This window comes from Oceanisphaera psychrotolerans (genome assembly GCF_001870485.1).
GTDB classification, from domain to species: Bacteria; Pseudomonadota; Gammaproteobacteria; order Enterobacterales; family Aeromonadaceae; genus Oceanimonas; species Oceanimonas psychrotolerans.
On the sequence record NZ_MDKE01000015.1, the window covers coordinates 21,114 to 46,288 of the forward strand.

The following is a 25,175-nucleotide window of genomic DNA, read 5'->3' on the forward strand; positions in this document are numbered from 1 at the left end:
GTTAATGCTCCAGATAGGGGGTGAGAAACGCATGTACCTGGCGGGCGATCAGTGGCTGGGCACTGGCGGTGGGATGAATGCCATCGTCCATCATCATGCCGTTTTCACCGATGAGTGGAGACACAAAAAACGGTAACAGGGGGAGCCGGTGTGCTTCGGCCAGCTTGCCGAAGATGGGTTCAAACTGTTGCAGGTAGCGGCGACCATAATTGGGTGGCAGCCGGATGTCGGTCAGTATCACCTTGGCCCCGGCCTTGTCCGCCAGTTGGATCAACGCCTTCAGGTTGCGTTCGATAAGCGGCGGCGGCAGACCGCGCAGGCCGTCGTTGCCACCGAGCTCCAGCACCACCAGACTCGGCTGATGACGTTCGAGCAGCGGTGGCAAGCGTTGCAGGCCGCCCTGGGTGGTGTCGCCGCTGACGCTGGCGTTGACCAGCTCGACCTGGCGGCCTTCCTGGCGCCATTGCTCTGCCAGCAGGCGAGGCCAGGCCTGCTCGGCACTCATACGGTAACCGGCACTGAGGCTGTCACCGAGAATAAGGACGGTGTTAGCATGGGTAACGGATGACACCAACAGCAGGATCAGCAGAAGGATACGAGGCATGACAAACTCTCCGATTATCAAGGTGGCCGGGCTGACCCACAGGGTGCTTTTGGGCGACGAATCTCTCACCATCTTGAGGGGATAGGGCTGGAAGTCAAGTCCGGCCAGACGGTGGCGTTGGTGGGAGCCTCCGGCTCCGGCAAGTCGACCCTGCTCGGGCTGCTGGCCGGGCTGGACAGCGCCACCGAAGGCGACATCGAAATCAGTGGTCAGTCGTTGTCCTCCCTGAACGAAGAACAGCGTGCCCAGTTGCGCGGCCAGCATATCGGCTTCGTGTTTCAGTCTTTTCTATTGCTGCCGACCCTCACCGCGCTGGAAAACGTGATGTTGCCCGCCGAGCTGCAGGGCCGAAGCGACGGCGAGAGCCGGGCCCGGCAACTGCTGGAGCAGGTGGGGCTGAAAGAGCGACTGCGGCATTTCCCCGGCCAGTTATCCGGCGGCGAGCAGCAGCGGGTGGCCATCGCACGGGCCTTCATGACCCAGCCGGATATCCTGCTGGCGGACGAGCCCACCGGCAACCTGGATCATCATACCGGGGCCCAGATCATCGAACTGCTGTTCGATCTCAATCGTCAACACGGCACCACCCTGCTGATGGTGACCCACGACGATGCCCTGGCGAGCCGCTGTGAGCGACGGTTACTGATGACCGCCGGTCGTCTGGAGGAGCAGCATGCGTAGCTTGGGGGTAGGGCTGATCTGGCGGGAAGCCGGACACGGGCCGCTGCGGCTGTTCATACTGGCGCTGGCACTGAGCGTGGCCAGCATGCTCAGCGTCACCCTGGTGGCGGATCGACTGGATCAGGCGATCAAGGTATCGGGGCGGGATTATATTGCCGCCGATCGCATTTTGTCCGGCAGCCGCGCCGCCGACGAAGCCTGGTTGAGTGAGGCCGAGCAGCGAGGGCTGGCGGTGTCCCGTACCCAGGCGTTTCAGAGCGTGCTTTTCGCCGACGATAAACTGCAGCTGGCCAGTGTGCGGGCGGTGGATGACGCCTTTCCCTTCTATGGCGAGCTGCAACTGGCGCCGGCGGGCCGGGTGAAGCCCGGCACCATCTGGCTGTCGGCCCGGTTGCTGGCGCTGTTGCAGCTCGAGCCGGGCGAACGGCTCGAGCTGGGCAATACCGAGCTGGAGGTCGCCGGGGAGTTGATCAGGGAACCGGATGAAGGCTTTTCTCCCATGCTGCTGGCGCCCAGAGCCATGATTCACCTGGATGACGTGGCCGCCACCGGTATCATGATGGAAGGCAGCCGGGTGCGCTATCGCTATCTGTTCAAGGGCCCGGAGGCACAGCTGAGCGCCTATGCCGACTGGTTGCGGCCGCAGCTGCAGCAGGACCAGCGCTGGCGTGGACCGGACGATGCCGATACCCCGGTAGCCCGTTCGCTCACCCGGGCCGAACAGTTTTTCCGGCTGGCTTCGCTCGTCGGGGTGCTGCTCGGCATCCTGGCCATGGCCATCGCGCTGGGGTATTTCTCGCGGCGTGAACAGGGGCGCATCGCCCTGCTCAAGACCCTGGGGGCAGGACGGCGACAGCTGCAGGCCTGGCTGGCGCGGCTGTTGCTGACCCTGTTGTTGCTCGGCTCGGTGCTGGGCGCCATCGTCGGCTATAGCCTGCACAAGCTGATTTTACTGAGTCTGGGCGAGGCGCTGGCGATACCCCTGCCATCGCCTTCGCTCAGGCCCTTTGCGGTGGCGGCGGGACTGGCGTTGCTCACCACCCTGACGCTGTCGGTGGTCCCCATGGTGCGCCTGCTCGGCGTGCCGCCGTTGCGGGTGCTGCGTTTTGACGCCGAAGCCCGGATTTCGCCCTGGTGGAGTGCCGGCATCCTGCTGGCGGGTACCTTTGTACTGAGCTGGTTGTTTGCCGGCGAGCTGGGGCTGGCCGTCGGGCTGCTGCTGGGGCTGGTGGCCCTGATGGCGTTGCTGGGCGGCCTGTGCTGGCTGATGCTGACCGCGACCCGCTACGGCGGCGGTAGCATCGCCTTTCGATTGGCGGTCAGTCGGCTGCAGCGCGCACGCATTACCACCCTGGTGCAGTTTGGCGGTGTGGCACTGGCGCTGTTTCTCGGCACCCTGCTGTGGGTGGTGCGAGGCGAGCTGACGGACGGTTTTCTGGCCCGGCTGCCGCCGGATACGCCCAACCGTTTTCTGATCAATATCGCCAGCCACGAGCTGGACCCGCTGCGCCAGCAGCTGGAACAGGCCGGGCTCGACAGTTCGCAGTTCTACCCCATCGTGCGCGGTCGGCTGAGCGCCATCAACGACCGGCAAACCGTCGCCAATGTGGACAGCGAGCGCGACAGTGGCATGGGCCGGGAGCTGAACCTGACTTACAGCACCGGGTTGCCCCAGGGGAATCGCATCCTGCAGGGGGAGTGGTCGACAACGCCGGATGGTGTCTCGGTCGAGTCGGGGCTGGCCGAACGACTGGGGATCGGCCTGGGCGATCGGCTGACGCTGGATCTGGCCGGCCAGTCGGTATCGGCCGAGGTGCGCAGTCTGCGCGAGGTGGACTGGGACAGCATGAAGCCCAATTTCTATCTGATTTTCAGCCCCGATGTGCTGGCGGACTACCCGGCCACCTGGCTGGCCAGCTTTTATCTGCCGGTGGAGCAGCGTGTGTTTGAAGTCGAGCTGATCCGGGCCTTTCCCACCGTCACCCTGCTGGATGTGGAGGCGCTGCTGTCGCAGTTGCGGCAGGTGCTGGCTCGGGTCAGTCAGGCGTTGCTGGTGATCATGGCGCTGGTGACCGGTGCCAGCCTGCTGGTGTTGCTGGCGCAGATGGAAACCACCCTGGAAAGCCGCCGACGGGAGCTGGTGCTGTTGCGCACCCTGGGAGCGGGGGAACGCTTGATCAAGACGTCATTACGCTGGGAGTGGCTGGCGGCGGGGCTGGTCTCGGGGCTGGCGGCCGCGCTGGCGGTGGAGCTGTGTGTGGCGGTGTTGCTGCCCGGTGGCTGGGACTGCCCTGGCAGCCGCATCCGCACATCTGGCTGGGTCTGCCCCTGCTCGGCGCCGTCTTGTTGCTGCTGACCGGCCGGGTCGGAGGCATCACCAGTGGCACCCTGATGGGGCGTCTGCGCCAGTGGGGATGAGCCGGCGTCAGCGGCCTTGAGGCGTATTCAGGGTTTCTTTCAGTGCCTTGTCGAGGGTGGGGTAACGGAAATGAAACCCCGCCTGCTGTAACCGGACCGGCATTACCCGCTGGCCGGTGAGCAGCAAATCGGCCATTTCTCCGAACAGCAGCCTCATCGCCCAGGCGGGAACCCGGGCAAAGTGGGGCTTGCTCAGCACCCGGGCCAGACTCTGGCTGAAGTGCTCATTGGTCACCGGTTCGGGGGAGGTGGCGTTGAAGGGGCCACTGCATTCCTCGTGTTCCAGCAGAAACAGGATCAGATTCACCACGTCTTCGATGTGGATCCAGGACATATACTGTTTACCGGAGCCAATAGGACCTCCCAGCCCAAACCGGTAGCCGGGCAGCATTTTCTTCAGGGCGCCGCCCTCGGCGCCCAGTACCACGCCCAGTCGGATCCGGCATACCCGGGTGTGTTCACTCTCGGCGGCCTGAGCCAGCTGCTCCCACCGGGCGCAGACTTCATGGCTGAACTCCGGGTGCGGGTTGGAGTCTTCATCGACCAGAGAGTCGCCCTGACGGCCATAAAAGCCGACGGCCGAGCCGCTGATCATCACCCTGGGCGGTTGCCGGCCGGCGGTGAGCTTTTCGACGAGTTGCCGGGTGAGCTGCCAGCGGCTCTGGCAGATACGATCTTTCTGCTCCTGACTCCAGCGCTTGTCGGCGATGGGTTCGCCGGCGAGGTTAATGACCGCATCGAACCGATCGAGGTTCTCGAGCTCGTCGAGAGAGGCAATAGCGCGGATATCGTGTCCCAGGCGCTGATACACCTTGTTGGGATTACGGCTTAGTACGGTGACCTGATGATGAGGCCGCAGATGGCTCATTAAACGATGGCCGATGAAGCCGGTACCACCGGTAAGCAGTATATTCATGCTTCCTCCCTCTCTTCGCCAGATTGATACGGCAGCCGGGTTGATGCCTGTCGGACGGGATGCCGCTTTGATCGATACTACACCATCAGAATAACAGAGGCTTACGGATATCACGCAGGATTGAGCTGTCGGAAGTGGGGCAAATGGCCGGCAAAAGGCCGGGGTTATCCACATAAACTGTGAGTAAGTCTGTAGATTACCCCGAACTATGCCGCTAGTTTCTTGATATTAAAACAAAAAACAGATCGGGCAGGGATCCGTCAGGATCAGGACAAGGCGGCGACAGCCGGGTCGTAGGCCGGCTCGTCGGTCAGCTCGGCAACGCGCTCGCTGTACACTACCTTGCCTTGTTCATCGATGCACACCACGGCACGGGCAGACAGACCACGCAGGGCGCCATCGCTCAGGGCGACACCGTAGGCATTCAGAAATTCGGCGTGACGGAAGGCGGAAGCCACCTGTACATTTTCGATGCCTTCGGCGGCGCAGAAACGGCCAAAGGCGAAGGGCAGATCCATGGAGACACAGAGCACCTTGGTATTGGCCAGGGCGGCGGCTTTTTCATTGAAGGTGCGCACGCTGGTCGCACAGACGCCGGTATCCACGCTGGGGAAGATATTGAGCAGCAGTTTCTGTCCCTTGAAGTCGGCCAGACGAATATCGTTCAGATCGGCACCGGTCAGGGTGAAGTCGGGCGCGGCCTGGCCGGCCTGGGGAAACTGACCGGAAACGGCGACGGAATTACCCTGGAAAGTCACTGTAGACATGATTTATCTCCTGTATGAAAGGGATTAAGTTACCAGTTTTCATCATAAGGAAAAGGTTTTTATTTTTGCACCAAGCGCGGTATTCGCTTGAGTGTGGTCAGGAAAGGCGCCGCCCCATGTGCAGTGAACACCTATGCAGTGAACACTGGGCGAGGGGCGGCGAGGTTATCAGCCCTTGTCCTTGCCGGCCAGCTGGTCGGCCTGAATGGCGGTGAGGGCAATGGTGTAGACGATGTCGTCGACCAGGGCGCCGCGCGACAAATCGTTCACCGGTTTGCGCATGCCCTGCAGCATGGGACCGATGGATACCAGTTGAGCCGAGCGCTGCACGGCCTTGTAGGTGGTATTGCCGGTATTCAGATCCGGGAAGATAAATACCGTTGCCTTGCCCGCTACCGGCGAGTTGGGCGCCTTGGACTTGGCCACGTTTTCCATGATGGCGGCGTCGTACTGCAGCGGACCGTCGATCACCAGATCCGGACGTTTTTCCTGGGCGAGGCGAGTGGCTTCACGCACCTTGTCCACATCGGCGCCGGTACCGGAGGTGCCGGTGGAGTAGGAGATCATCGCCACCCGCGGCTCTATACCGAAGGCCTGGGCCGACTCGGCCGACTGAATGGCGATCTCCGCCAGCTGCTCGGCGGTGGGATCCGGGTTGATGGCGCAATCTCCGTATACCAGCACCTGATCCGGCAGCAGCATGAAGAACACCGACGACACCAGTGACGAGCCGGGGGCGGTTTTGATGATCTGCAGCGGCGGACGTATGGTGTTGGCGGTGGTATGGATGGCGCCGGAGACCAGGCCATCGACCTCGTCGCGCTCCAGCATCATGGTGCCCAGCACCACGTTGTCTTCCAGCTGCTCCCGGGCGACCACTTCGGTAATGCCCTTGGATTTGCGCAGCTCGACCAGTCGCTCGACGTAATGGTCGCGTGCCAGGGCCGGATCGACGATCTCTACCCGGTCGTCCAGCACCACCCCCTGCTGGGCGGCCACACGCATTATCTCTTCCTTGTTGCCGAGCAGGACCGGGCGGGCGATGCCCCGTTCGGCGCAGATGGCGGCGGCCTTGATGGTACGCGGCTCTTCCCCTTCCGGCAGTACCACACGCTTTGCGGCGCGGCGGGCCAGTTCGGTCAGCTGATAGCGGAACGCCGGCGGACTCAGGCGACGGCTGCGGGTCGATTTGGCACTGAGGGATTCGATCCAGTGTTTGTCGATATGGCTGGCCATGTAATCCTGCACCAGCTCGATACGACCCAGATCGTCCACCGGGATCTCCAGGTTGAAGTGCTGCAGGCTCACGGCGGTCTGCCAGGTATTGGTATTGACCATTAGTATCGGCAGGCCGGTTTCGATGGCGCGCTGGCACAGATCCATGATTTGCGGCTCGGGATGATAGCTGCCGTTCAGCAGCAGGGCGCCAATCTTGACCCCGTTCATCGCCGCCAGGCAGACCGAGACGATTACGTCCGATCGATCGCCCGAGGCCACCAGTAAACTGCCCGGCTTGAAGTGCTGTACCATGTTGTGCAGGGCACGGGCGCAGAAGGTGACACTTTGCAACCGGCGGCTGTGGAGCTTGCCTTCGTTGATGATGGTGGCATTCAGATGGCGGGCCAGATCCACGGCGCGCGGTGCCACTAACTGGGTATTCCAGGGAATGCAGCCGAGAATGCGCAGCGGTGTCTTGCCGAAGACCTGCAACACCTCCAGATTGGGGGGGTATTGCTCATTCTTGTTATTGGGGTTGAACATCTCGGTGAGATCGGGGCGGGTATTGCCCTGCTCATCCGTGGGGGCGCCGACCTTGTTGATGATGCAGCCGACGATACGCTTGTTGAGCATGCCGCCGAAGTTGGCGCAGGCCAGTTCGATACGATCTTTCAGCTGTTGGCTGGTGTCGCTGCCCGGCTGGGTGATAAACACCATGTCCGCATCCAGTGCCTTGGCGACATCGTAATTGATGCGGTTGGCAAAAGGCTGCTTGTCGGTGGGGATCAGGCCTTCCACCACCACTACTTCCGCGCCGCTGTCCAGCAGGTGCTGTTCAAAGCGGGCGACGATTTCTTCCAGCAGCACATCCAGGTTGCCTCTGGAGATCATGCTTTCGGCATAGCTCAGGGCGAAAGGCTCCGGCGGCGTGATATTGGAGCCGTTGGCGATGACCGCGGTGGAATGATCCTGAATCTTGCTACGATGGCGTGGCTGAGAGACCGGTTTGAAAAAACTGACATTCACCCCGTTGCGCTCCATGGCGCGTACCATGCCGAGGCTGACCGAGGTCGCGCCGACACCACCGCTGACGGGTATGAGCATTATGGTTCTGGCCATGAGATCCCCTTAGTGTTGAGCGGAAAGTGATTGTTCGGACAGGGCCAGCGCATCCTGGGCGATAACCCATTCCTCGTTGGTCGGAATCACCCAGGCGGGGGTGCTGTCGGCGGTGGTAATACGGCCGGCCTTGCCGAAGCGGGCGGCCAGGTTGGCCTCCGGATCGAGCCTGACGCCAAGCAGGCTCAGGTAAGACAGCGTCAGCTCTCTGAACAGGCTGGAATTTTCGCCGATACCCCCGGTGAACACGATGCCATCCAGGCGACCATCCATGGCACAGCTGTAGCCGGCAATATACTTGGCCAGACGGTAGCAGGCGAGGTCCAGCGCCCGCTTGGCTTCGGGAAGCTGGTCATAGTTATCTTCGGCAAAGCGGCAGTCACTGCTGCGCTCGGTCAGTCCCAGTAGGCCGGATTCCTTGGTCAGCATGTCGTTGATACGAGTGGTGCTGTAGCCCAGGGTATCGTGCAGATGAAAGATAATGGCCGGATCGATATCACCGCTGCGGGTGCCCATCACCAGTCCTTCGAGCGGTGTCAGCCCCATGGAGGTATCCACCGACTGGCCGTTCTTGATGGCGCAGACCGAGGCACCGTTGCCCAGATGACAGCTGATGATGTTCAGCTCGGCCAGCGGCTTGTCGAGCAGGGCAGCAGCCTGCTGGGCAATGAAGTAATGGCTGGTGCCGTGCATGCCATAGCGGCGTATCCCCTGGTCCCGATACAGGTGGTAGGGCAGGGCATAAAGGTAGGCTCGCTCGGGCATGGATTGATGAAAGGCGGTGTCGAACACCGCTACCTGCGGCAGCGTGGCAAAAGAACGGCGGGCCGAGGCGATGCCGATCAGATGAGCCGGGTTGTGCAGGGGGGCCAGGCTGGCACAGTCCTCGATACCCTTGATAACGGCATCGTCGATCAGCACCGACTGGGTAAACTGCTCACCGCCGTGTACCACACGGTGGCCGATGGCCACCAGGTTGTTGACCAGCTCGGGGTGAGGGGCCAGCAACTGTTGTTCGATAAAGTCCAGCGCCTGCTGGTGGGCCGCACCGGCACCGAGCTCGGCGCTGCCCTTGTGGCCATCGAGTTTCCATTTGATGCGGGCATCGGGAAGGTAAAAACACTCGGCCAGGCCGGAGAGTTTCTCCTCGCCGCTTTCGGCATTGAGAATGGCGAACTTGAGCGACGAACTGCCGCAGTTAAGTACTAAAACCAGCTTACTAGTCATCAATCAACCTTTGCGTCAGGGATTATTACAATCGTTGGCCCGAAACCGGTGTCCGGACAATAAATGTTGGTGCAACTCTATCCTTAAGAGTAAGGCGTATTCCCAAGCGGGGACAACGCCGCTACCATCCCTGACTGCTTCGGCGGTGCCGGAGCATAACGAAGGCGGGATAATACCTTCGTCGTATTGTAAAATAAACAGAACGAAAGTTTGGTTTATTGACCTAAGTCCATTAATGACCACTTACCTGTCAAGTGGCGTCCAGCCCCGGAGGTACCATGGGCACATTCAGCACCACCCTGCACAGAGGCAGTGATTATCTCGACGTCTGGCCGCAAGAACGGCAGCTGGCGGCGCTGTTTCCCGAGTATCGCATAATGGCGGCCACTCGGCTGGGGCTGCGTGCCTTGCCGGCACTGATCATCCTGAGTCTGCTGGTACAGTTTCAGCTGGGAGATCCCCGCTATTGGCCCGGAGTGGTAGCCTCGGTGCTGTTTCTCGCCAGTCTGCCGCTGCAGGGGCTGTACTGGCTGGGCAAGCGGGCCGATACCCGGTTGTCGCCGACGCTGGTGAACTGGTATCGGCAGCTGTATCAGAAAATCGCTGCCGCCGGCGTGCCCATCAAGGAGCCGGTCTCCCGTCCCTGCTATTTTGAGCTGGGAGAGACCCTCAATCTCGCCTTCAAGCAGCTGGACAAGTCTTTTATCCGGGATCTTTAGGCTCGGCGACCATGACTGGGGCACACGCCGAAGCATCCGGCCCTGTTGTCCTCCGGTCAATGGCCCGTCCACTTGCAAACAACGCCGATATTGGCGAGTCTGAGTCATCTTTCCGTAACCCTTGGCGAATCTGATGAATTTCCTGTCCCAGGCCATTGCGGCCCGACCCGAGCCGGACTGGCTGCAACTGCAGGCATTGCCCATTGTCGAAACCGAAGAGCCGCTGGTGCCGCTGGGACTGGTCACATCGCCCCTGCGGGTATATCCGGCCTATTTCCATCTGGGGGTGCCGGGAGCTCTGAACCAGTGTTACGTGCGCCGTCCGGTATTGACCCGGTTGCAGAAGGCGGCTCGGTTGCTGCCTGCCGGCATCGAGCTGGTGGTGCTGGATGGCTGGCGTCCGCTGCGGGTGCAGCAATATCTGTTTGATACCCTGTCGACCGCGATGAAAGCGCATTTTTCCAGCGAGAGCGAGGCCGAACTGCTGGCGCGTAGCCGTCATTTCGTGGCACCACCCAGCAGTGACCCCGCTGCGCCCAGTCCGCATCTGACCGGTGGCTCGGTTGATGTCACCCTGTGTGATGGTGACGGCAACTGGCTGGACATGGGCACCGAGTTCGATGATATCAGCCCCTGGTCTTACAGTGCCGCCTTCGAGGCGGTCGGCAAGCCTTCGGCCCGGGAAGCGGATGTGATCGAGAATCGTCGACTGCTGCACAGTGTCATGACACATGCCGGCTTCACCAATTTGCCCAGTGAATGGTGGCATTTCGATTATGGCAATCAGTCCTGGGCCTGGTACAGCCAGGGAGATCAGGCTCATTTTGGCGCCATATCACTGGTGACATTACAGCAACGCTGGCAGGAGCAGGTGGCGATGTTCCCGCGGTAAGTCCTTGGGCCGGACGGTACGGCCTGTTTCGATACTCTGTTGTTCCATTACTCTATTTTGGCTGGTTGCAGGTCACAGCGTGAGTTGTCGGCCTGTTTTTTATTCGAAACAGGCAGCCATTTTTTATGCTGATTTTGTACATTTTTTGTCAATTAATGACCGGTATCTAGGTCTTTTCCTTGTTAAATTCACTTACAAATGCCTTTGTTGTAGCTAAATGAAATGTGATCTTTTTCACGTTTTTTTAACACTGTATCGGTTCCCTCATCCAGACTGTTTTACCTGTTTGTAAGTTAATGTACGTTTGCATGTAGCAGCGTTGTAAGCGTGCCCTTTATATTTTTCCTATTTAAAATAGATGGTTACGATTTTGTGGTGAGCGGTAGTATGGCATGCGGTGTCCTCGCGGAAGCGATGTAGGGAAAATGTTGCAGTTTTGGGGCTTCAAGGATGAGAAATTCTAATCAATGCGCCCACTTGTGTTGTGCCTCATTGCAGAGTATTTTTTTCTGCACTTAACGGCGGGGTATGCCCTGGTCATTAATGACAAGTACAGACAGGGTAATGTTCTGCCGAGGCAGTCATCCTAACTTAGAACAAAGGACGTTATATGAGTGACCTGGTTAATGGTATAAATGGTTATATATGGAGCTTGCCCCTGATCTATCTGTGTCTGGGGGTAGGACTGTACTTCTCGCTGCGCACCCGTTTTCTGCAGATCCGTCATATCAAGGAAATGGTTCGCCTGATGTTCAAGGGCGAGGACTCACCTGCGGGTATCACTTCTTTCCAGGCCCTGACGCTGTCGCTGTCCGGCCGTGTGGGTACCGGTAACATCGCCGGTGTGGCCACCGCCATCACCTTCGGTGGCCCTGGTGCCGTCTTCTGGATGTGGGTTGTGGCCTTCCTCGGGGCCGGTACCGCCTTCGTGGAATCGACGCTGGCGCAAATCTACAAGGAAAAGGACGACAACGGTCTCTATCGCGGTGGTCCTGCCTATTACATCGAAAAAGGCCTGGGCATGAAGTGGTATGCCTGGATCTTTGCCTTCGCCACCATCATCGGTTGTGGCTTGCTGCTGCCGGGTGTTCAGGCCAACAGTATCGCCTCCGGTATCGAGAATGCCTTCGGTATTTCCACCTCGGTGTCTGCTGCTGCCGTGGTTATCATGCTGGGGCTCATCATCTTCGGTGGTGTCAAGCGTATCGCCCATTTTACCCAGGTAGTGGTGCCCTTCATGGCACTGGGTTATATCCTGGTGGCGTTCGTGATCATCGTGATGCACATCGAGATGCTGCCTGATGTGGTGGGTCTGATTGTCGGCAGTGCCTTCGGCATGAAAGCCGGTTTTGGCGCCATCCTGGGTCTGGCTATCGAGTGGGGTGTGAAGCGTGGCATCTACTCCAACGAAGCCGGTCAGGGTACCGGTCCGCACCCGGCGGCGGCAGCCGAGGTCTCTCACCCGGCCAAGCAGGGTCTGGTACAGGGCTTCTCTGTTTACGTAGATACCCTGTTTGTCTGCACCGCGACCGCGTTCATGATCATCATCACCGGCGCCTACAACGTGATGGGCAAAACCGGTGAGGCCATCGTCGAGCAGTTGCCCGGCGTGTCGGCCGGCCCGGGTTATACCCAGGCGGCGGTGGAGTCGGTGATGCCCGGCTTCGGTGGTATCTTCGTGGCGGTGGCGCTGTTCTTCTTCGCCTTCACCACCATTCTGGCCTACTACTATATTGCCGAAACCAACGTGGCGTATATCAACCGTCAGGTTCATCGCCCCTGGTTGACCTTCCTGCTGAAAATCGCGCTGATGGGCTCGGTGGTGTACGGTTCGGTTAAAACTGCCGAGCTGGCATGGGGTCTGGGTGATATCGGTGTGGGTCTGATGGCCTGGCTGAACATCGTTGCCATCCTGCTGCTGCAGAAGCCGGCGCTGATCGCCCTAAAAGACTACGAGGCACAGAAGGCGCAAGGACTGGATCCGACCTTCGACCCCGTTAAACTGGGTATCAAGAACGCCGATATCTGGGTCAAGGACAACAAAGCCAAAACCGGCACTGCTGCCGCCGACGTGGTAACCGACGCACAGACAGAACGCGGCTAACGCCCTCCAAGTACTGTTGTTGCCAAGGCCGGGGTCTCCCCGGCCTTTTGCATTTTTTGGCCTGCTCAAACCGGGTTTATTGGTTCCACACCGAGACCCGGTTTGCTCCTATACTCGACACGCTATAACGTCATTGATCGCTGGGGAAAGCCCTGCCAATTCACCTGCTTGAGGAGAAGCTAAATGGACAGTTCAAATCCGCTGTGGCAAACCGGCTGGTACTGCGATGGCCAGTGGCGCACCGGCGCCAGTCACTATGAGGTTTACAATCCCGCCAGCGGTGAGCTGCTGGCCAGGGTGGCACAATGTGGTGGCGAAGAAACCGAAGCGGCCATTGATGCCGCCGGACGTGCCTTTGAACGCTGGCGCCACACCACTCCCAAGGAGCGGGGGGCCGTACTGCGACGCTGGTATGAACTGATGATGGAACATCAGGACGAACTGGCCGAGTTGATGGTGCTGGAACAGGGCAAGCCGCTGGCCGAGGCCAAGGGTGAAGTGGCCTATGCCGCCAGCTTTCTCGAATGGTTTGCGGAAGAGGCCAAGCGCGCCTACGGCGAGACCATTCCCAGCCCCAAGGCCGAAAACCGCCTCTGGGTGGTGAAACAGCCGGTGGGGGTGGTGGCGGCCATCACGCCCTGGAACTTTCCCATCGCCATGCTCACCCGCAAGGTGGGCCCGGCCATTGCCGCCGGCTGCACCGCCGTGGTCAAGGCATCGGAAGAAACGCCGCTGTGCGCCAATGCGCTGGCGGTACTGGCGGAACGGGCCGGCATGCCACCGGGGGTGCTCAATCTGGTGTCCGGCGATGCAGCGGCCATCGGGGATGCCATGATGAGCAGCTCCTTGGTGCGCAAGCTGTCCTTTACCGGATCGACCCGGGTCGGCAAGTTGCTGATGTCCAAGGCTGCCGACACCGTGAAGAAGCTGTCGCTGGAGCTGGGTGGCAACGCCCCCTTCATTGTGTTCGACGATGCGGATCTGGACGCCGCCGTGGCCGGCGCCATGGCGTCCAAATTTCGCAATACCGGCCAGACCTGTGTCTGTGTGAATCGCTTCTTCGTGCAGGACGGCATCTATGATGCCTTCGTGCAGAAACTGGCCGACGCCGCCAGCGCCATGAAAGTGGCCGACGGCCTGACACCGGGTGCCCAGCAGGGACCCCTGATCAACCAGGCGGCGCTGGACAAGGTGGAGCGTCATGTGAGTGATGCCATCGATAAAGGGGGGCGGCTGATCTGTGGTGGCCAGCCACACAGCCTGGGCGGCACCTTCTATCAGCCCACGGTAATTGCCGATGCCGGTGAGGGGATGCAACTGGCGCAGGAAGAAACCTTCGGTCCGGTGGCTGCCTGTTTCCGCTTTCACGATGAGAGTGAGGTCATCGAGCGGGCCAATGCGACCCCCTTCGGTCTGGCGGCCTATTTTTACACCCGGGATCTGAACCGGGTATTCCGGGTATCGGAGGCGCTGGAGTCGGGCATGGTGGGGGTGAACGAAGGTATCATCTCCAACGAGGTCGCGCCTTTCGGCGGGGTCAAGGAGTCGGGGTTGGGACGGGAAGGGGCCCGTATCGGGCTGGAAGAGTTTCTCGAAACCAAATACGTCAATCTGGGCAACCTGACCGGCTGACGCTTCAACCTTTCGCCGCCGGCAACGGCATCTACCAACAGGGCGCGGATATTCCGCGCCCTGTCTGTTTTATCGCTACGTCAGGACTGAGCCGTTATTGGCTCAGCAAGGCTTCCATGGCGGCTTCGGCCTGCTCCCGGTTCAGCTCCTGGTCAGTGCTGGCTGTCTTGGGCTTCGCCGAGGTCGAAGCCGGCACTTGCCCGGCTTCCAGCGCCTTGAGTTTGGCTTCGGCGGCCTTCAACTGCTGCTGCGCCGCCTGCAAGTCGCTTTGCAGTTGCTCCTGCCCGGCCTTGGCCGAGGTGGCTGCCGGCTGAACGAGGGAGGCGGTCAATGCCGCCGGGGCAGCGGGTTCGCTGAGGGAGGCGGTCAATGCCGATGAGGCTGCAGGCTGGGTCAGCCAGTCCTGCATTTCCTGCGGCCACACTGCGGCCTTGCCGGTATGGGACTCGGTAAAGATCTTGGTCTGCTCGCCGTTATTGAGCAGCGCCGCCATCTGGTTGGTCTGGGAGTTCCACACCAGGCTGGCGCGCTCCGGTCCTTGCTGCGGATCATAGCGGGAAGCCAGATAAAGCAGCGGCCCTTCCTGCTGCAGCTCTCCGGCGGTACGCAGCAACTTGACCGTGGTGTCGTAGTTGGGGCCGAGCAGGCTGGTCATCCGGGTCTTGATCAGCGGCTGTTCAAACAGGTTGGTGGTGTTCGGATCCAGTCCGACCATGGGTTTGAGCAGGGCCCACATCAACTGGCCCTGGCCCATGGCCAGCAGGGGGGCTACACAACCGCTCAGCAGCAGGCTGAGCGCGGCCACTTTCAATAAGGGTGACAGACGCATCTGAGAATCCATTTAAAATAATAAAAACAATGGTTTACCTGAACGAGTCCAGAAGTGAGACTGGCTGCAGCATCAAGGTGCGCGCACGTTATCACAAATCGGTGAAAAAGCAGCCGGTGACGCAAAAAATAATCCGTGTGCAGCGTCCCGAACTTCGTCTGCACATGGATGGAAGTATCATGATCCCGACGACATTTTCTGGCACTCTTGCCCTTTTTCATGGGGACAAGCGATGAACACAGCGGTAAAAGCGGTCTTGTTGATGCTGGGCCTGATGCTGGCGGCCTGTACCGACTCGACGCCGCGCGAGATCCACCTGCTGAGCGGGGCCAGACCCGCCGAGCTGGCCCGCAGCCATCTGGCCGGTGCCGTGCTGGAGCAACACGGCTATGGCGTGACCATAGAGCAGGTCCGGCTGGGGAAAATCTGGCAGCAACTGTGGGCCGGTAACGGCGATGCCAGCCTGTCGGTATGGTTGCCCGAAGCGTCGGCCCCCTTTGTGGAGCGCTTTTTCGAGCGGCTGCACGATCTGGGGCCCAAAGACGGCGGCCTGGCGAGCGAGGCCGGGTTCTGGCCGGCCGGAGACAGGCCCCATACCCTGGTGCGGCGCAGCCTGGAACAGGACGCGCCGGAAGCGTTCGCCATACTGCAGGCGCTGCATTGGCAACCGGAGGATATTGAACAGATCATGGCCAGCTGGCAGCAGAGTCAGGACTGGCGGCAGGCGGCCAGGAGCTGGCTGGCGGCCCATCCGGTTGACCTTGGCCTCGTTCAACAACCCTGATGCCGAGACGAGGCCCGGGCCGGTGAGGGAGCCTGAACGCTGACCGGATGCTAGTTTTCCAGATACCCCGGCCGGGTGCGCCGGCTCACTGCCACCAGGGTCAGGGCGAGCAGGAGGGTCAGGCCTTCGGCCAGCGGCAGCGCCAGCAGGAAGGAGGTGGACGGAAAGGCGCTTGCCAGCCACAGCATCAGGCCGACCGGCAGTATCAGCCCGCGGCTGAAGGCGATCAGCGCCGAGGGCAGGGGCCGCTGCAGGGCGGTAAAGGTCACGGCGATCAGCATGTTGAAGCCGTTGAACAGAAACAGCGGCCAGATGATGGCCAGATAACGGCTGGCCAGCGCCAGGGTGCCCTGCTCGTCCGGGCCGAGAAACAGGGCGGGGATATGCGAGCCGGCCAGCAGTAGCAGGCTCGTCATCAACGCGGCCAGCGCGGCCAGCGTAAGGGCGGCTATCCTGACCACCTGACGCACCCGATCCGGCCGGCCGGCCCCCTGATTGTGACTGACCAGAGGATGTACCCCGTCGACGATGCCGTAGCAGAGCATGACCCCGGTAAAAATCAGATAATTGACGATGCTGAAGGCGGCCACGCCCTCGGCGCCGACGGCCCCGAGCATCAGCCAGTTGATCAGCCAGATCACCACCCCGACCGACACTTCATTGACCCCCTCCGACAGGCCATTGGTCCACACCGCGGCCATCTCGCGCCAGGGATAACGGGCCAGACGCAGGCGCAGGGTGCGCTCCGGCCGGCGAAAGTAGCCGGCCATCAGCATTATCTGCATCAGCTGAGCCAGCAGCGTCGCCCAGGCGGCCCCGGTCAGCCCCAGCCCCAGTCCCCCCACCAGCAGGCCGTTGAGCAGCATGTTGCACAGGGCACCGCCGAGCAGGGCGCGGGTGGCCAGCTCGGGATGGCCATCGCTGCGAATGAAGTAATAGGCCACCAGGGTGACGAGCTGGATGACCAGGGCGACGTTCATGATGCCGAGGTAATCCGCCATCAGCGGTCGAAGCCGGGCCGGCGCCCCCAGCGCATCGAACAGCAATGACGGCCACAGCGTTGCCATGGCGCCGGCCAGCATCGCCAGCAATGCGATGGTCAGCAGGGCGGCGCCGAACAACCGGCTGGCCGCGGCGGCATCGCCGGTGCCGAGGAGGTGGCCGGCCTGTACCGAGCCGCCGATGGCCAGGATCAGGGCGAAGGCGAACAGCAGGGTGAAGTAGGGCATCAGCAGGGTGACGGCGGCGAGGGCGTCGGGCCCGACCAGGTTACCGACAAAGAGGCCATCCACCAGTGATGCGCTGGTGATCGCCAGCAAGCTGATCAGCGCCTGTCCGGCAAAACGGAAAAACAGCGACAACACCGGCGTCTGTACCATGGGGTGCCCGCACTCAATGACTGACATGAATTACTCCCTGATGTAACATATGTAACACTTATGGAAATGCAAATGATTATCATGCAAATTAATTGGCGGGTACTTTACTTCCTCTGCATGCCAAACAAAAGCATGAAATCGACCATAGAACAGACAAGGTTAAAGGATGAGCACATCATCACGGTATATCGCCGAACAGGCTACCCTGAGAGCCTTTCTCAACTGTTACCTGCGTGAAGTCGAGCCGGGGATCGACTGCAGCCATACCGTCGGGCCGGAAAGCGGCCTGCCTGCCGGCACCGACGCCATCGAGTTGCCGCTGACCAGCCACCAGGCCGTACTGCGGGCCGAGCTGGACTATCGCTCGCTCACCGGCTGCCACGTCTTTGGCCGCCTGTGGTTGTGTCGCAGGGGGGAAGAGGACTGGCGACCGGTTGAGCCCTTCGCCGCCGTGCTGATGCTGGTACATGAAATCTACCGGGCCTTTTGTCAGGGCTGTGTCGAGCAATTGCGCGGGCGGGAGCTGGAGCTGCTGCACCGCCTGACCGACAGCTACCGGCTGATGGCGGCCTATGTGGAGGCGCGGCGCCAGCACCAGGACATGAACACCTTCATCGCCGCCGAGCAGGCGGTGCTGTTCGGCCACTGGCTGCACCCGACGCCCAAGAGTCGTCAGGGCATGACCGACTGGCAACAGAAGGCCTATGCGCCCGAGCTGGGTGGCCGCTTTGCCCTGCATTACTTCGCCGCCGATGCCAGCCTGGTCCGGCATGGCTCGTCCCGGACGACCGAGGCTCCGGCCATGATCATGTCGCTGCTCGGTGACGACGTCCGACGGCTGGCGCGCACGGACGGCAAGCTGCTGCTGCCGATGCATCCGCTGCAGGCCCAGGCCTTGCTGCTGGACCCGGCGGTGAACGCGTTGCTCACCGATGGCCGGCTCTGTTATCTGGGGCCGGCCGGCCCCGCCTTTACCGCCACCTCGTCGGTGCGCACCCTCTATCACCCGGCGCTGCCCTGGATGATCAAGTTTTCCATCCCGGTACGGATCACCAATCGCTGCGGCGCAATCGCCGGCACGAATTGGAGGCGGGGGGCATGATGGACAGTCTCTTGTCCCGTACCGGCTTCGGGCGCCGTTATCCGGCCTTTCGCATGATCCATGATCCCGCCTACATCACCCTGGATCTGCCCGGCCGGGACGAAAGCGGTTTCGAGGTGATACTGCGTGACAATCCCTTCACCGGCGGGGGCGAGCGGGGCGTCTGTACCATAGCGGCGCTGACCGCTGATCCGTTGCCGGGCGAGACGTCACATCTGGCGCTGTTGCTGAGGGGCATCTCCCACCGCGATGAAGAAGAGCCGGGCCGGATCTGCCGCCGCTGGTTCGAACGCTATCTGGATTGTGCGCTCGAGCCGCTGGTGCGCCTGTACGACGAACAGGGCATCGCCCTCGAGGCGCACCAGCAGAACAGTCTGCTCGATGTTTCCACCGGCTACCCCACCGCCTACTACTACCGGGACAACCAGGGCTATTACCTGTCGGAGCGTTATCGGGATCACCTGGACCGGCTGGCCCCGGAAGCGGCGCAGATCGCGTCGCTCTACTACCCGGACGACGAGATCCGGGATCGCTTCGCCTACTACCTTATCGTCAACCAGGTCTGCGCCATCATCAGCCGCATGGGACAGGATCGGCTGGTCGACGAGGCGGACTTGCTGGCCATGCTGCACCGTCGTCTCGAACACCTGGCGAGCCAGCTAGGGGGCGCCGGTCGCGACTTTGCCTGCTCCCTGCTGAACAGGCCCACCATACCGGCCAAGGGCAACCTGCTGACCCGGCTGTATGACGTGGATGAACTGGAGGCCGACAACGAGCAGGCCATCTATACCGAGCTGGTCAATCCCCTGTGGCAATGGCAACGCCGCAAGATGAGGGAGGTGGCCGATGCCGTTGCCTGAAGAATGTACTGCCCGACCGGAAGAGCGGGTAATGCGGCAACTGGTCGAAGCCCTGCTGTTTGAAAAGCGGCTGTCGGCCGGTTGGCAGTCGGCGGCGGGGGAGCAATATCTTTGCTGGCGGCTGCGGGGTATCGACTATCGCTGCCGGGCCCGCATCGGTGCCTTCGACCGGGTACGGATGGAGGCCGGTAGCCTGCAGCAGCGACATGATGAGCGGGGCTGGCTGCCGGCCAGCCTGCAACGGCTGATCACGGCACTGCCGGCGCTGCCCCGGGTGCGCGGGCAACTGACGACGGAGCTCGCGCAGACGGTCCGGCTGTGCCGCTGGAACCGGCAACATCTGGTAACGCCACCGTCGCGTCGCCAGCTGGACTTTGCCCGGCTGGAGGCCGCCCTCGACGAGGGGCATCCCTATCACCCCTGCTTCAAGGCGCGTACCGGCTTCAGCGAGAGCGATCACCGGCACTATGGCCCCGAAGCCGAAGCGCGCTTTCAGCTGGTGTGGCTGGCGGTGGAGCGAAGCCGCCTGCGTCAGGCGTTGCCGAGCGAAGAAAGCGCCTTCTGGCTGGCCGAGCTGGGCGGTGACACCTGGGATCTGCTGTCGACCCGGCTGCATGGTCTGGGCGGCAGTTGGGACCATTATGCCCTGCTGCCGCTGCATCCCTGGCAGTGGCAAAACCAGCGCCATTCGCTGCTGGCCGAAGGGCTGGAGCAGGGGCATTACCTGTATCTCGGCGCGGCCGGCGATCACTACCAGGCTAGCCAGTCGGTGCGTACCCTGTTCAATGCGGATCACCCCCACAAGGCCAACATCAAGCTGGCGATGAACATGGTGAACAGCTCCTCGCTGCGCACCCTGGCGCCTCATTCGGTGTGCAGTGCGCCACCGATTTCGCGCTGGCTGACCGGGGTGGTGGCCTCCGACCCGCTGTTCAACGAGCGTTATCCGCTGACCCTGCTGGCCGAATATGCCGGCATCATCGCCGAGGAACAAGGGCAGCTCGCCGCCATCTGGCGGCAGAGCCTATTTCCCCTGTTGCGGCCGGGCGAGCAGGCGGTGCCCTTCAATGCCCTGATGATGCTGGAGCACGACGGCCGGCCCTTCATCGCCGACTGGTTGGCGCAGCATGGCCTGGAATCCTGGCTGGAGCAGCTGTTCGAGGTGGCGGTGCTGCCGGTCTGGCACCTGCTGGTGGCTCACGGCATCGCGCTGGAGGCCCATGGTCAGAACATGGTGCTGGTGCATCGCAACGGCTGGCCGGTGCGGCTGGTGCTGCGCGACTTTCACGAGAGCGTGGAGTATGTGCCCGCCTTTCTGCAAGCGCCGGAGCGGGTGCCGGATTTCATGGCCATGGATCCCTGCTACCGGGAGGGTGCGCCAAACCAGTACTACTGGATGGAAACCATCGAGCTGTTGCGCGAGCTGGTGATGGATACCCTCTTCGTCTTCAACCTGAGCGAGGTTTCAAACCTGCTCGAACGTCACTGTGGTCTGTCGGAAAACCGGTTCTGGTCGCGGCTGGCGGCCCGGCTGGACCGGTATGCCGTCGAGCATGGCCTGCAGGCGCGTCAGTGCCGGCTTGGCCACGACGCCCGCCAGCTTTACACCGAATCCCTGCTGACCCGCAAGCTGTCCGGTAACCGGGTGGACTATCACCACCTGATCGACAACCCGCTGTGTCCGGAACACCATCACGAGAGCTGAACCCGATGTTGTATGTAAACGAGCAATTTTTTGACCAGGCCTATTTCGACGCCGCCGCCCGCGAGTTCGCGGCCCTGCCGGCGCTGGCCGACTGCCAGAATCATCGTTATGCGGTCTGCCTGCCGGCAACGGCGGAGTGGCTGGCGCTGTTTTTCTTTCTGCGTGACGCCGGCAGCAGCGTGCTGCCGCTGCATCCGGACATGCCGCTCGAGGCGGCCCGGAGACTGGCCCGGCGAGCCGGCTGCCACTGGCTGTTCCATCACGGCCAGGCACCCGAGGCACTGTCATCAAACATGGCGGCCGTGCCCGGTGGCGAGCTGCTGCAGATGAGCTCCGGCACCACCGGCGAGCCCAAATGCATCGCCCGGTCCTGGGTCAGCATAGAGCGTGAGCTGGACAGCTACGTCGGCCACTTCCGCGAGCCGGAGTCGATGACGGCGGTGATCGCCTGCCCGGTCACCCATTCCTATGGCCTCATTGCCGGGCTGCTGGTGGCCCTGCGCCGGGGGCAGGTGCCGGTGATCATCGATAACCTCAATCCCAAATACCTGCTGCGGCGGTTGCGCGACATCCCCCGGCCCCTGCTGTATTCCTCACCGGCGATGCTTAACACCCTGTGCCGGCTGCTGCCGGCCGGAGAGCGGCTGCATGCGGTGATGACCTCCGGCACCGTGCTGCCCGGCCCCTGGTTTCAGACCCTCAGCGCCGGTACCGAACACCTGTTTCAGCAGTATGGTTGTTCCGAAGCCGGGTGCATCGCCATCAACCCGGCGGTGAAGGCGGCCACCGATATCGGTTTTGTGCTGCCGCATCTGAAGCTGACCGCGGCCCCCACCGGCGAGGCCCCGGCCGAGCTGGTGTTTGCTGGGGAGGACGGCGTGATCCATACCCGGGATCTGGGTTACCGGCGCGCCGACGGCATGCTGGTGTTCGTGGCCCGGCTCGATGACACCATCAATGTGGCGGGGCTGAACCTCTATCCGCAGGAGGTGGAAGACGTGGTCATGGCGATGGCCGGGATCCGTGACGCCGTGGTGCTGCGCAGGCAGGATCCCTTCGCCGGCGAGCGGGCCTGCCTGCTGTTTACGGCCGATGTGCCGGTGTCGACGGCAACACTGCGGGACTGGTGCCGGGCCCGTCTGGCGGCGTATCAGATACCGGCGGAGATGGTGCAGGTCGCGGATATCGCCCGTCAGGCCAACGGCAAGATCAGCCGTCGGGAGGTGGCGGCACGCTTTGACGCCGGTGAGCTGGCGCCAGTGGCAGGCGAGGTGGCCTGATGGAACAGCAAGATATCATCACGGCCATTCACCGGGTGCTGCGCGACAGCCTGAATCATCCTCATCTGGCCGGGTTCGGGCCCGAGGCCCGGCTCAACGAAGACTTGTACCTCGACTCGGTGCAGGTGCTGCAGTTGCTGCTTCATCTGGAACTGGACTGGGGCTTAGAGATACCGGAGCAGGCCTTCGGGCAGGACGATTTCAACACCGTGGCCAGCCTGGCCGCCTTTCTCGCTCGCAACGCTGGCGAGGCGGAGCGCGCGATGGCTCGGGTATCTGCCCCAGCCATCACCGACCACGAGCAGGGGGAGGGGGTTCACGGCGAAGACTATGTGGATATCAAGGTGCACTGTTTCGTCAGTTGTGTCTGCGATGCCCTGAAGCAGGCCGGCATCGATCACCGACCTTACTATTTTTCGGTCTGGGATGCGGATTTCGCCATCGAGCCGGGCTGGGTACTGAGCTACCACGCCCCCTCGATAAACCATGACTTCTTTCGTCACTGGTTTGAGCGTCTGTACGGCATACCGCTGCAGCAGTGGTACCGGCCGGACGCTTCCCGGGCCGAGAATATCGCCACCCTGTGCGAGCTGGTTGAGCAACGACCGGCCACGGGCTCCGTGATGGTGATGCTCGATCTCTATCAACTGCCGGAGCGGGAAAACAAGTTCAACCAGAGCCCCTTTCCGCACTATGTGCTGCTGGAAACCACCGCGGATCCGGAGATCTGGCTGATGCGCGATCCGGACTACCGCTGGGAGGGAGAGCTGCCGCGGGCGCGGATACTGCAGGCGGTGGATCAGCCCACGGTGGCCGGCGGCTGGCGCTTCGACCGGGCTCCGGTCCGGCCGCCGGTGCCGGCGGTGGTGCGCGACTATTTTCTCGCCTGCTTCCGGCCCGAGTGCAACGGCCTGACCGAGGGGGTGCGGCGCATTCTGGACGCGCACCTCAATGGCACCGATGGGGTTCGGTTAGGCAATCTGGACCATGCCCTGCGCGAGCTGCCGGTGATATCGGTCCGCAAGTACGGCTACGAACATGCCTTCGCCTTCTTCTGGCGAGAGCTGAAACTGGCGGACGCCGATTTCGAGTGCTGGTGCGAGGTGATAGAAAGCCTGATCCAGGGTTTCAAGGCGCTGCACTATCAGTTGATGAAGCTGGGACAACGTGGCGATCCCGAACTGGTGCCGGCGATTGTCCGGCAGCTCGATACTCTGGACGAGACCGAGTTCAGGCTCAAGCGTGGGTTGGCGGCGGTGTTTGCCGACTGGTGCGCGCACCATGATCTGGCGGACGGCTCGGCTGCCGCCACCGAAACAATGGAGGGAGTCGCATGAAGATTGCGCTTTGTACCATCAGCTTCCGGCATCAGCTGATTTCACTGGCCGAGCTGGCCATCTGGGCCCAGGCCAACCAGTTTCAGGGCATCGAACTGTGGGGCGCCCACGCCCGCAACCTGGCGGGGCAGCCCCATTATGACGGCGACTGGCTGGCCGGCTTCGGGCTGGAGGTGCCCATGCTCAGTGATTACCTGCCGACCGAAGGTCCGCGCACCGACATCCGGCAGCAGACCCTGGCCCTGTGCGCCCTGGCCCGGCACTGGCGCACCTCCCGGATCCGCACCTTTGCCGGCCGTCGCGGTAGCCGGGACACGGCATCGGGAGAGCGTGCCGCCATCGTCGCCTGCCTGCGGGAGCAGAGCATCATGGCCGCGGAACACGGCCTGGAGCTGTTGGTGGAAACCCACCCGGGCACCCTGGCGGATTGCGGGGCCTCCACGCTGCGTCTGCTCGAGGAGGTGGATCATCCGGCCTTCCGGCTCAATTTCGACACCCTGCATGTGTGGGAAGGGGGCGACGAACCGCTGACGCTATTGCGGCAACTGCGGCCTCACATCGGTTATTTTCATCTCAAGAATGTGCGCAGCCGTGACGAGCTGGCAGTGTTCAACCCGGCCAATGTCTATGCAGCGGCCGGCGATCGCAGGGGAATGGTGCCGCTGTTTGACGGCTGCGTGGACTACCGGGACTTACTGGCACCCTTGCTGGAGGATCCGGACGTGTCGGCCTCGCTGGAGTGGTTCGGCAACGACTGTTTCGAGGTGTTGCGCCGGGATCGCCGGGCCATCGCCGAGCTGGCGCGTGATGCCGCCCGGGCGCCGTCGCTGCTTGCGGTCGGATAAGGGGGAGGCATGCCCTGTTCTCCGGTGAGCACCGATACCATTCTGCTGGTCATGGCCGAAGAGGATGCGTTTTTCCGGGCGTTGGGCGAGCGGCTGCAGCAGGCCGATCATCCATTTCTGTGCTGCTCCGCGGTGGATGCGCAGACATGGCTGGAACGGCAGGCTCCGCTGCTGGTGGTGTTATGTCTGCCCGAAGGGGAGGCGGGGCCCGCACTGATCGCCCAGTGGCGACAGCGGACGGACCGGCCCTTGCTGGCGATTGAAGCCACCGGCACGGCGGCGGGGCGCATTGCCGCCCTGAGCCGGGGCGCCGACGATGTGCTGTCGGCCCCGGCCGATGCGGAAGAGTGCCTGTGGCGGATCCAGGCCCTGCTGCGCCGTTACCCCCGCGGGCCGGACCATCCCGCACGGATGTTGCGAGTGGACAGTCTCTGCCTCGATCGTCTGCAGATGCGGGTCAAGGTCGGTCAGGCAGAGGTGGCACTGACGCCGATCCAGTTCCGGCTGCTGTGGACCCTGGTGGCTCATCGGGAGCGGGTGCTGGACAAGCCTTTTCTCTACCGTCAGGTGCTGGAAAAACCGTTCAGCACCGATGATCGCAGCCTGGACATGCACCTCAGCCGGGTTCGGCGCAAGCTGACTCAGGCGGGACTGGCACCGGATCGACTGAAGACGGTTCACGGTCAGGGATATGGTTTCAGGTGAGTTTTATTTCCGCTGTTTGTAACAAATGTAAAAGTGGTTTACCGGGCTGCCG

19 protein-coding genes and 2 pseudogenes are annotated in these 25,175 nt (G+C 62.1%); 14 read left to right on the forward strand and 7 right to left on the reverse strand.

The genetic code is table 11. The annotated features are described in order from the left end of the window. Position 1: 1 nt before the first annotated feature. On the reverse strand, positions 2 to 604 hold the full coding sequence (locus BFR47_RS07005; protein WP_071472400.1) for an arylesterase: 603 nt from the start codon (positions 602 to 604) through the stop codon (positions 2 to 4). Here BFR47_RS07005 and BFR47_RS07010 point away from each other — a divergent pair. Both BFR47_RS07010 and BFR47_RS07015 read left to right on the forward strand, forming a co-directional pair. Beyond that, positions 603 to 1,285 (forward strand): annotated as a pseudogene (locus BFR47_RS07010) (ABC transporter ATP-binding protein). The gene BFR47_RS07005 and the pseudogene BFR47_RS07010 overlap by 2 nt on opposite strands. Next, positions 1,278 to 3,641, forward strand: coding sequence for an ABC transporter permease (locus BFR47_RS07015; RefSeq protein ID WP_245748839.1), 2,364 nt, complete (start codon positions 1,278 to 1,280; stop codon positions 3,639 to 3,641). The pseudogene BFR47_RS07010 and the gene BFR47_RS07015 overlap by 8 nt, the downstream one beginning before the upstream one ends. 69 nt (positions 3,642 to 3,710) lie before the next feature. Here BFR47_RS07015 and BFR47_RS07020 read toward each other — a convergent pair whose 3' ends face one another. The 4 genes from BFR47_RS07020 to BFR47_RS07035 all read right to left on the reverse strand — a co-directional run bounded on the left by BFR47_RS07020 (position 3,711) and on the right by BFR47_RS07035 (position 8,950). After that, positions 3,711 to 4,619: a TIGR01777 family oxidoreductase gene (locus BFR47_RS07020; RefSeq protein WP_071472401.1), complete on the reverse strand. Its 909-nt coding sequence runs from the start codon at positions 4,617 to 4,619 to the stop codon at positions 3,711 to 3,713. Between the two features lie 266 nt (positions 4,620 to 4,885). After that, the gene (gene tpx, locus BFR47_RS07025; RefSeq protein ID WP_071472402.1) at positions 4,886 to 5,386 is read right to left on the reverse strand and encodes a thiol peroxidase; all 501 of its coding nucleotides are present in this window, start codon (positions 5,384 to 5,386) and stop codon (positions 4,886 to 4,888) included. Positions 5,387 to 5,554: 168 nt separating this feature from the next. Beyond that, positions 5,555 to 7,723, reverse strand: coding sequence for a phosphate acetyltransferase (gene pta, locus BFR47_RS07030; RefSeq protein ID WP_071472403.1), 2,169 nt, complete (start codon positions 7,721 to 7,723; stop codon positions 5,555 to 5,557). Positions 7,724 to 7,732: 9 nt separating this feature from the next. Continuing rightward, entirely contained in the window at positions 7,733 to 8,950 is a 1,218-nt protein-coding gene (locus BFR47_RS07035) for an acetate kinase (protein ID WP_071472404.1), read from the reverse strand. Positions 8,951 to 9,228: 278 nt separating this feature from the next. Here BFR47_RS07035 and yfbV point away from each other — a divergent pair, with 278 nt between their 5' ends. From yfbV to BFR47_RS07055, 4 genes are all read left to right on the forward strand, one after another. Then, the gene (yfbV, locus tag BFR47_RS07040; protein ID WP_071472405.1) at positions 9,229 to 9,669 is read left to right on the forward strand and encodes a terminus macrodomain insulation protein YfbV; all 441 of its coding nucleotides are present in this window, start codon (positions 9,229 to 9,231) and stop codon (positions 9,667 to 9,669) included. Between the two features lie 133 nt (positions 9,670 to 9,802). Beyond that, positions 9,803 to 10,561, forward strand: coding sequence for a M15 family metallopeptidase (locus BFR47_RS07045; RefSeq protein WP_071472406.1), 759 nt, complete (start codon positions 9,803 to 9,805; stop codon positions 10,559 to 10,561). Positions 10,562 to 11,171: 610 nt separating this feature from the next. Next, on the forward strand, positions 11,172 to 12,665 hold the full coding sequence (locus BFR47_RS07050; RefSeq protein ID WP_083399048.1) for an alanine/glycine:cation symporter family protein: 1,494 nt from the start codon (positions 11,172 to 11,174) through the stop codon (positions 12,663 to 12,665). Positions 12,666 to 12,848: 183 nt separating this feature from the next. After that, entirely contained in the window at positions 12,849 to 14,297 is a 1,449-nt protein-coding gene (locus BFR47_RS07055) for an NAD-dependent succinate-semialdehyde dehydrogenase (protein WP_071472407.1), read from the forward strand. A 94-nt stretch (positions 14,298 to 14,391) separates the two neighbouring features. On the opposite strand, the gene BFR47_RS07060 is transcribed toward BFR47_RS07055, so the two are convergent. Next, positions 14,392 to 15,126, reverse strand: coding sequence for a hypothetical protein (locus tag BFR47_RS07060; protein ID WP_071472408.1), 735 nt, complete (start codon positions 15,124 to 15,126; stop codon positions 14,392 to 14,394). A 232-nt stretch (positions 15,127 to 15,358) separates the two neighbouring features. On the opposite strand from BFR47_RS07060, the gene BFR47_RS07065 reads away from it, so the two are divergent. After that, positions 15,359 to 15,910 carry a glycine betaine ABC transporter substrate-binding protein gene (locus tag BFR47_RS07065; RefSeq protein ID WP_071472409.1) on the forward strand — a complete coding sequence of 184 codons (552 nt, stop codon included), beginning with the start codon at positions 15,359 to 15,361 and terminating at the stop codon, positions 15,908 to 15,910. 50 nt (positions 15,911 to 15,960) lie between these two features. Here BFR47_RS07065 and BFR47_RS07070 read toward each other — a convergent pair whose 3' ends face one another. Further along, positions 15,961 to 17,316, reverse strand: coding sequence for an MATE family efflux transporter (locus tag BFR47_RS07070; RefSeq protein ID WP_071472410.1), 1,356 nt, complete (start codon positions 17,314 to 17,316; stop codon positions 15,961 to 15,963). A gap of 574 nt (positions 17,317 to 17,890) precedes the next feature. On the opposite strand from BFR47_RS07070, the pseudogene BFR47_RS19300 reads away from it, so the two are divergent. From BFR47_RS19300 to BFR47_RS07100, 7 genes and pseudogenes are all read left to right on the forward strand, one after another. Then, a pseudogene (locus BFR47_RS19300) lies at positions 17,891 to 18,516 on the forward strand (IucA/IucC family protein); the annotation flags it as partial. Further along, positions 18,508 to 19,251, forward strand: a complete 744-nt coding sequence (locus BFR47_RS18160) for an IucA/IucC family C-terminal-domain containing protein (protein ID WP_342713626.1) — start codon at positions 18,508 to 18,510, stop codon at positions 19,249 to 19,251. The pseudogene BFR47_RS19300 and the gene BFR47_RS18160, both read left to right, overlap by 9 nt. Then, complete coding sequence (locus tag BFR47_RS17970; RefSeq protein ID WP_071472411.1) at positions 19,238 to 20,956, forward strand: IucA/IucC family protein; 1,719 nt, start codon at positions 19,238 to 19,240, stop codon at positions 20,954 to 20,956. The genes BFR47_RS18160 and BFR47_RS17970 overlap by 14 nt, the downstream gene beginning before the upstream one ends. 5 nt (positions 20,957 to 20,961) lie before the next feature. Further along, positions 20,962 to 22,236, forward strand: coding sequence for an AMP-binding protein (locus BFR47_RS17975; RefSeq protein WP_071472412.1), 1,275 nt, complete (start codon positions 20,962 to 20,964; stop codon positions 22,234 to 22,236). After that, positions 22,236 to 23,573 (forward strand): DUF6005 family protein, encoded by a 1,338-nt coding sequence (locus tag BFR47_RS07090; RefSeq protein WP_071472413.1) that lies wholly within the window; start codon positions 22,236 to 22,238, stop codon positions 23,571 to 23,573. Before BFR47_RS17975 ends, BFR47_RS07090 begins: the two co-directional genes overlap by 1 nt. Further along, complete coding sequence (locus BFR47_RS07095) at positions 23,570 to 24,418, forward strand: sugar phosphate isomerase/epimerase family protein (protein ID WP_071472414.1); 849 nt, start codon at positions 23,570 to 23,572, stop codon at positions 24,416 to 24,418. Before BFR47_RS07090 ends, BFR47_RS07095 begins: the two co-directional genes overlap by 4 nt. 9 nt (positions 24,419 to 24,427) lie before the next feature. Next, positions 24,428 to 25,123 (forward strand): response regulator transcription factor, encoded by a 696-nt coding sequence (locus BFR47_RS07100; protein WP_083399049.1) that lies wholly within the window; start codon positions 24,428 to 24,430, stop codon positions 25,121 to 25,123. Positions 25,124 to 25,175: the final 52 nt, after the last annotated feature.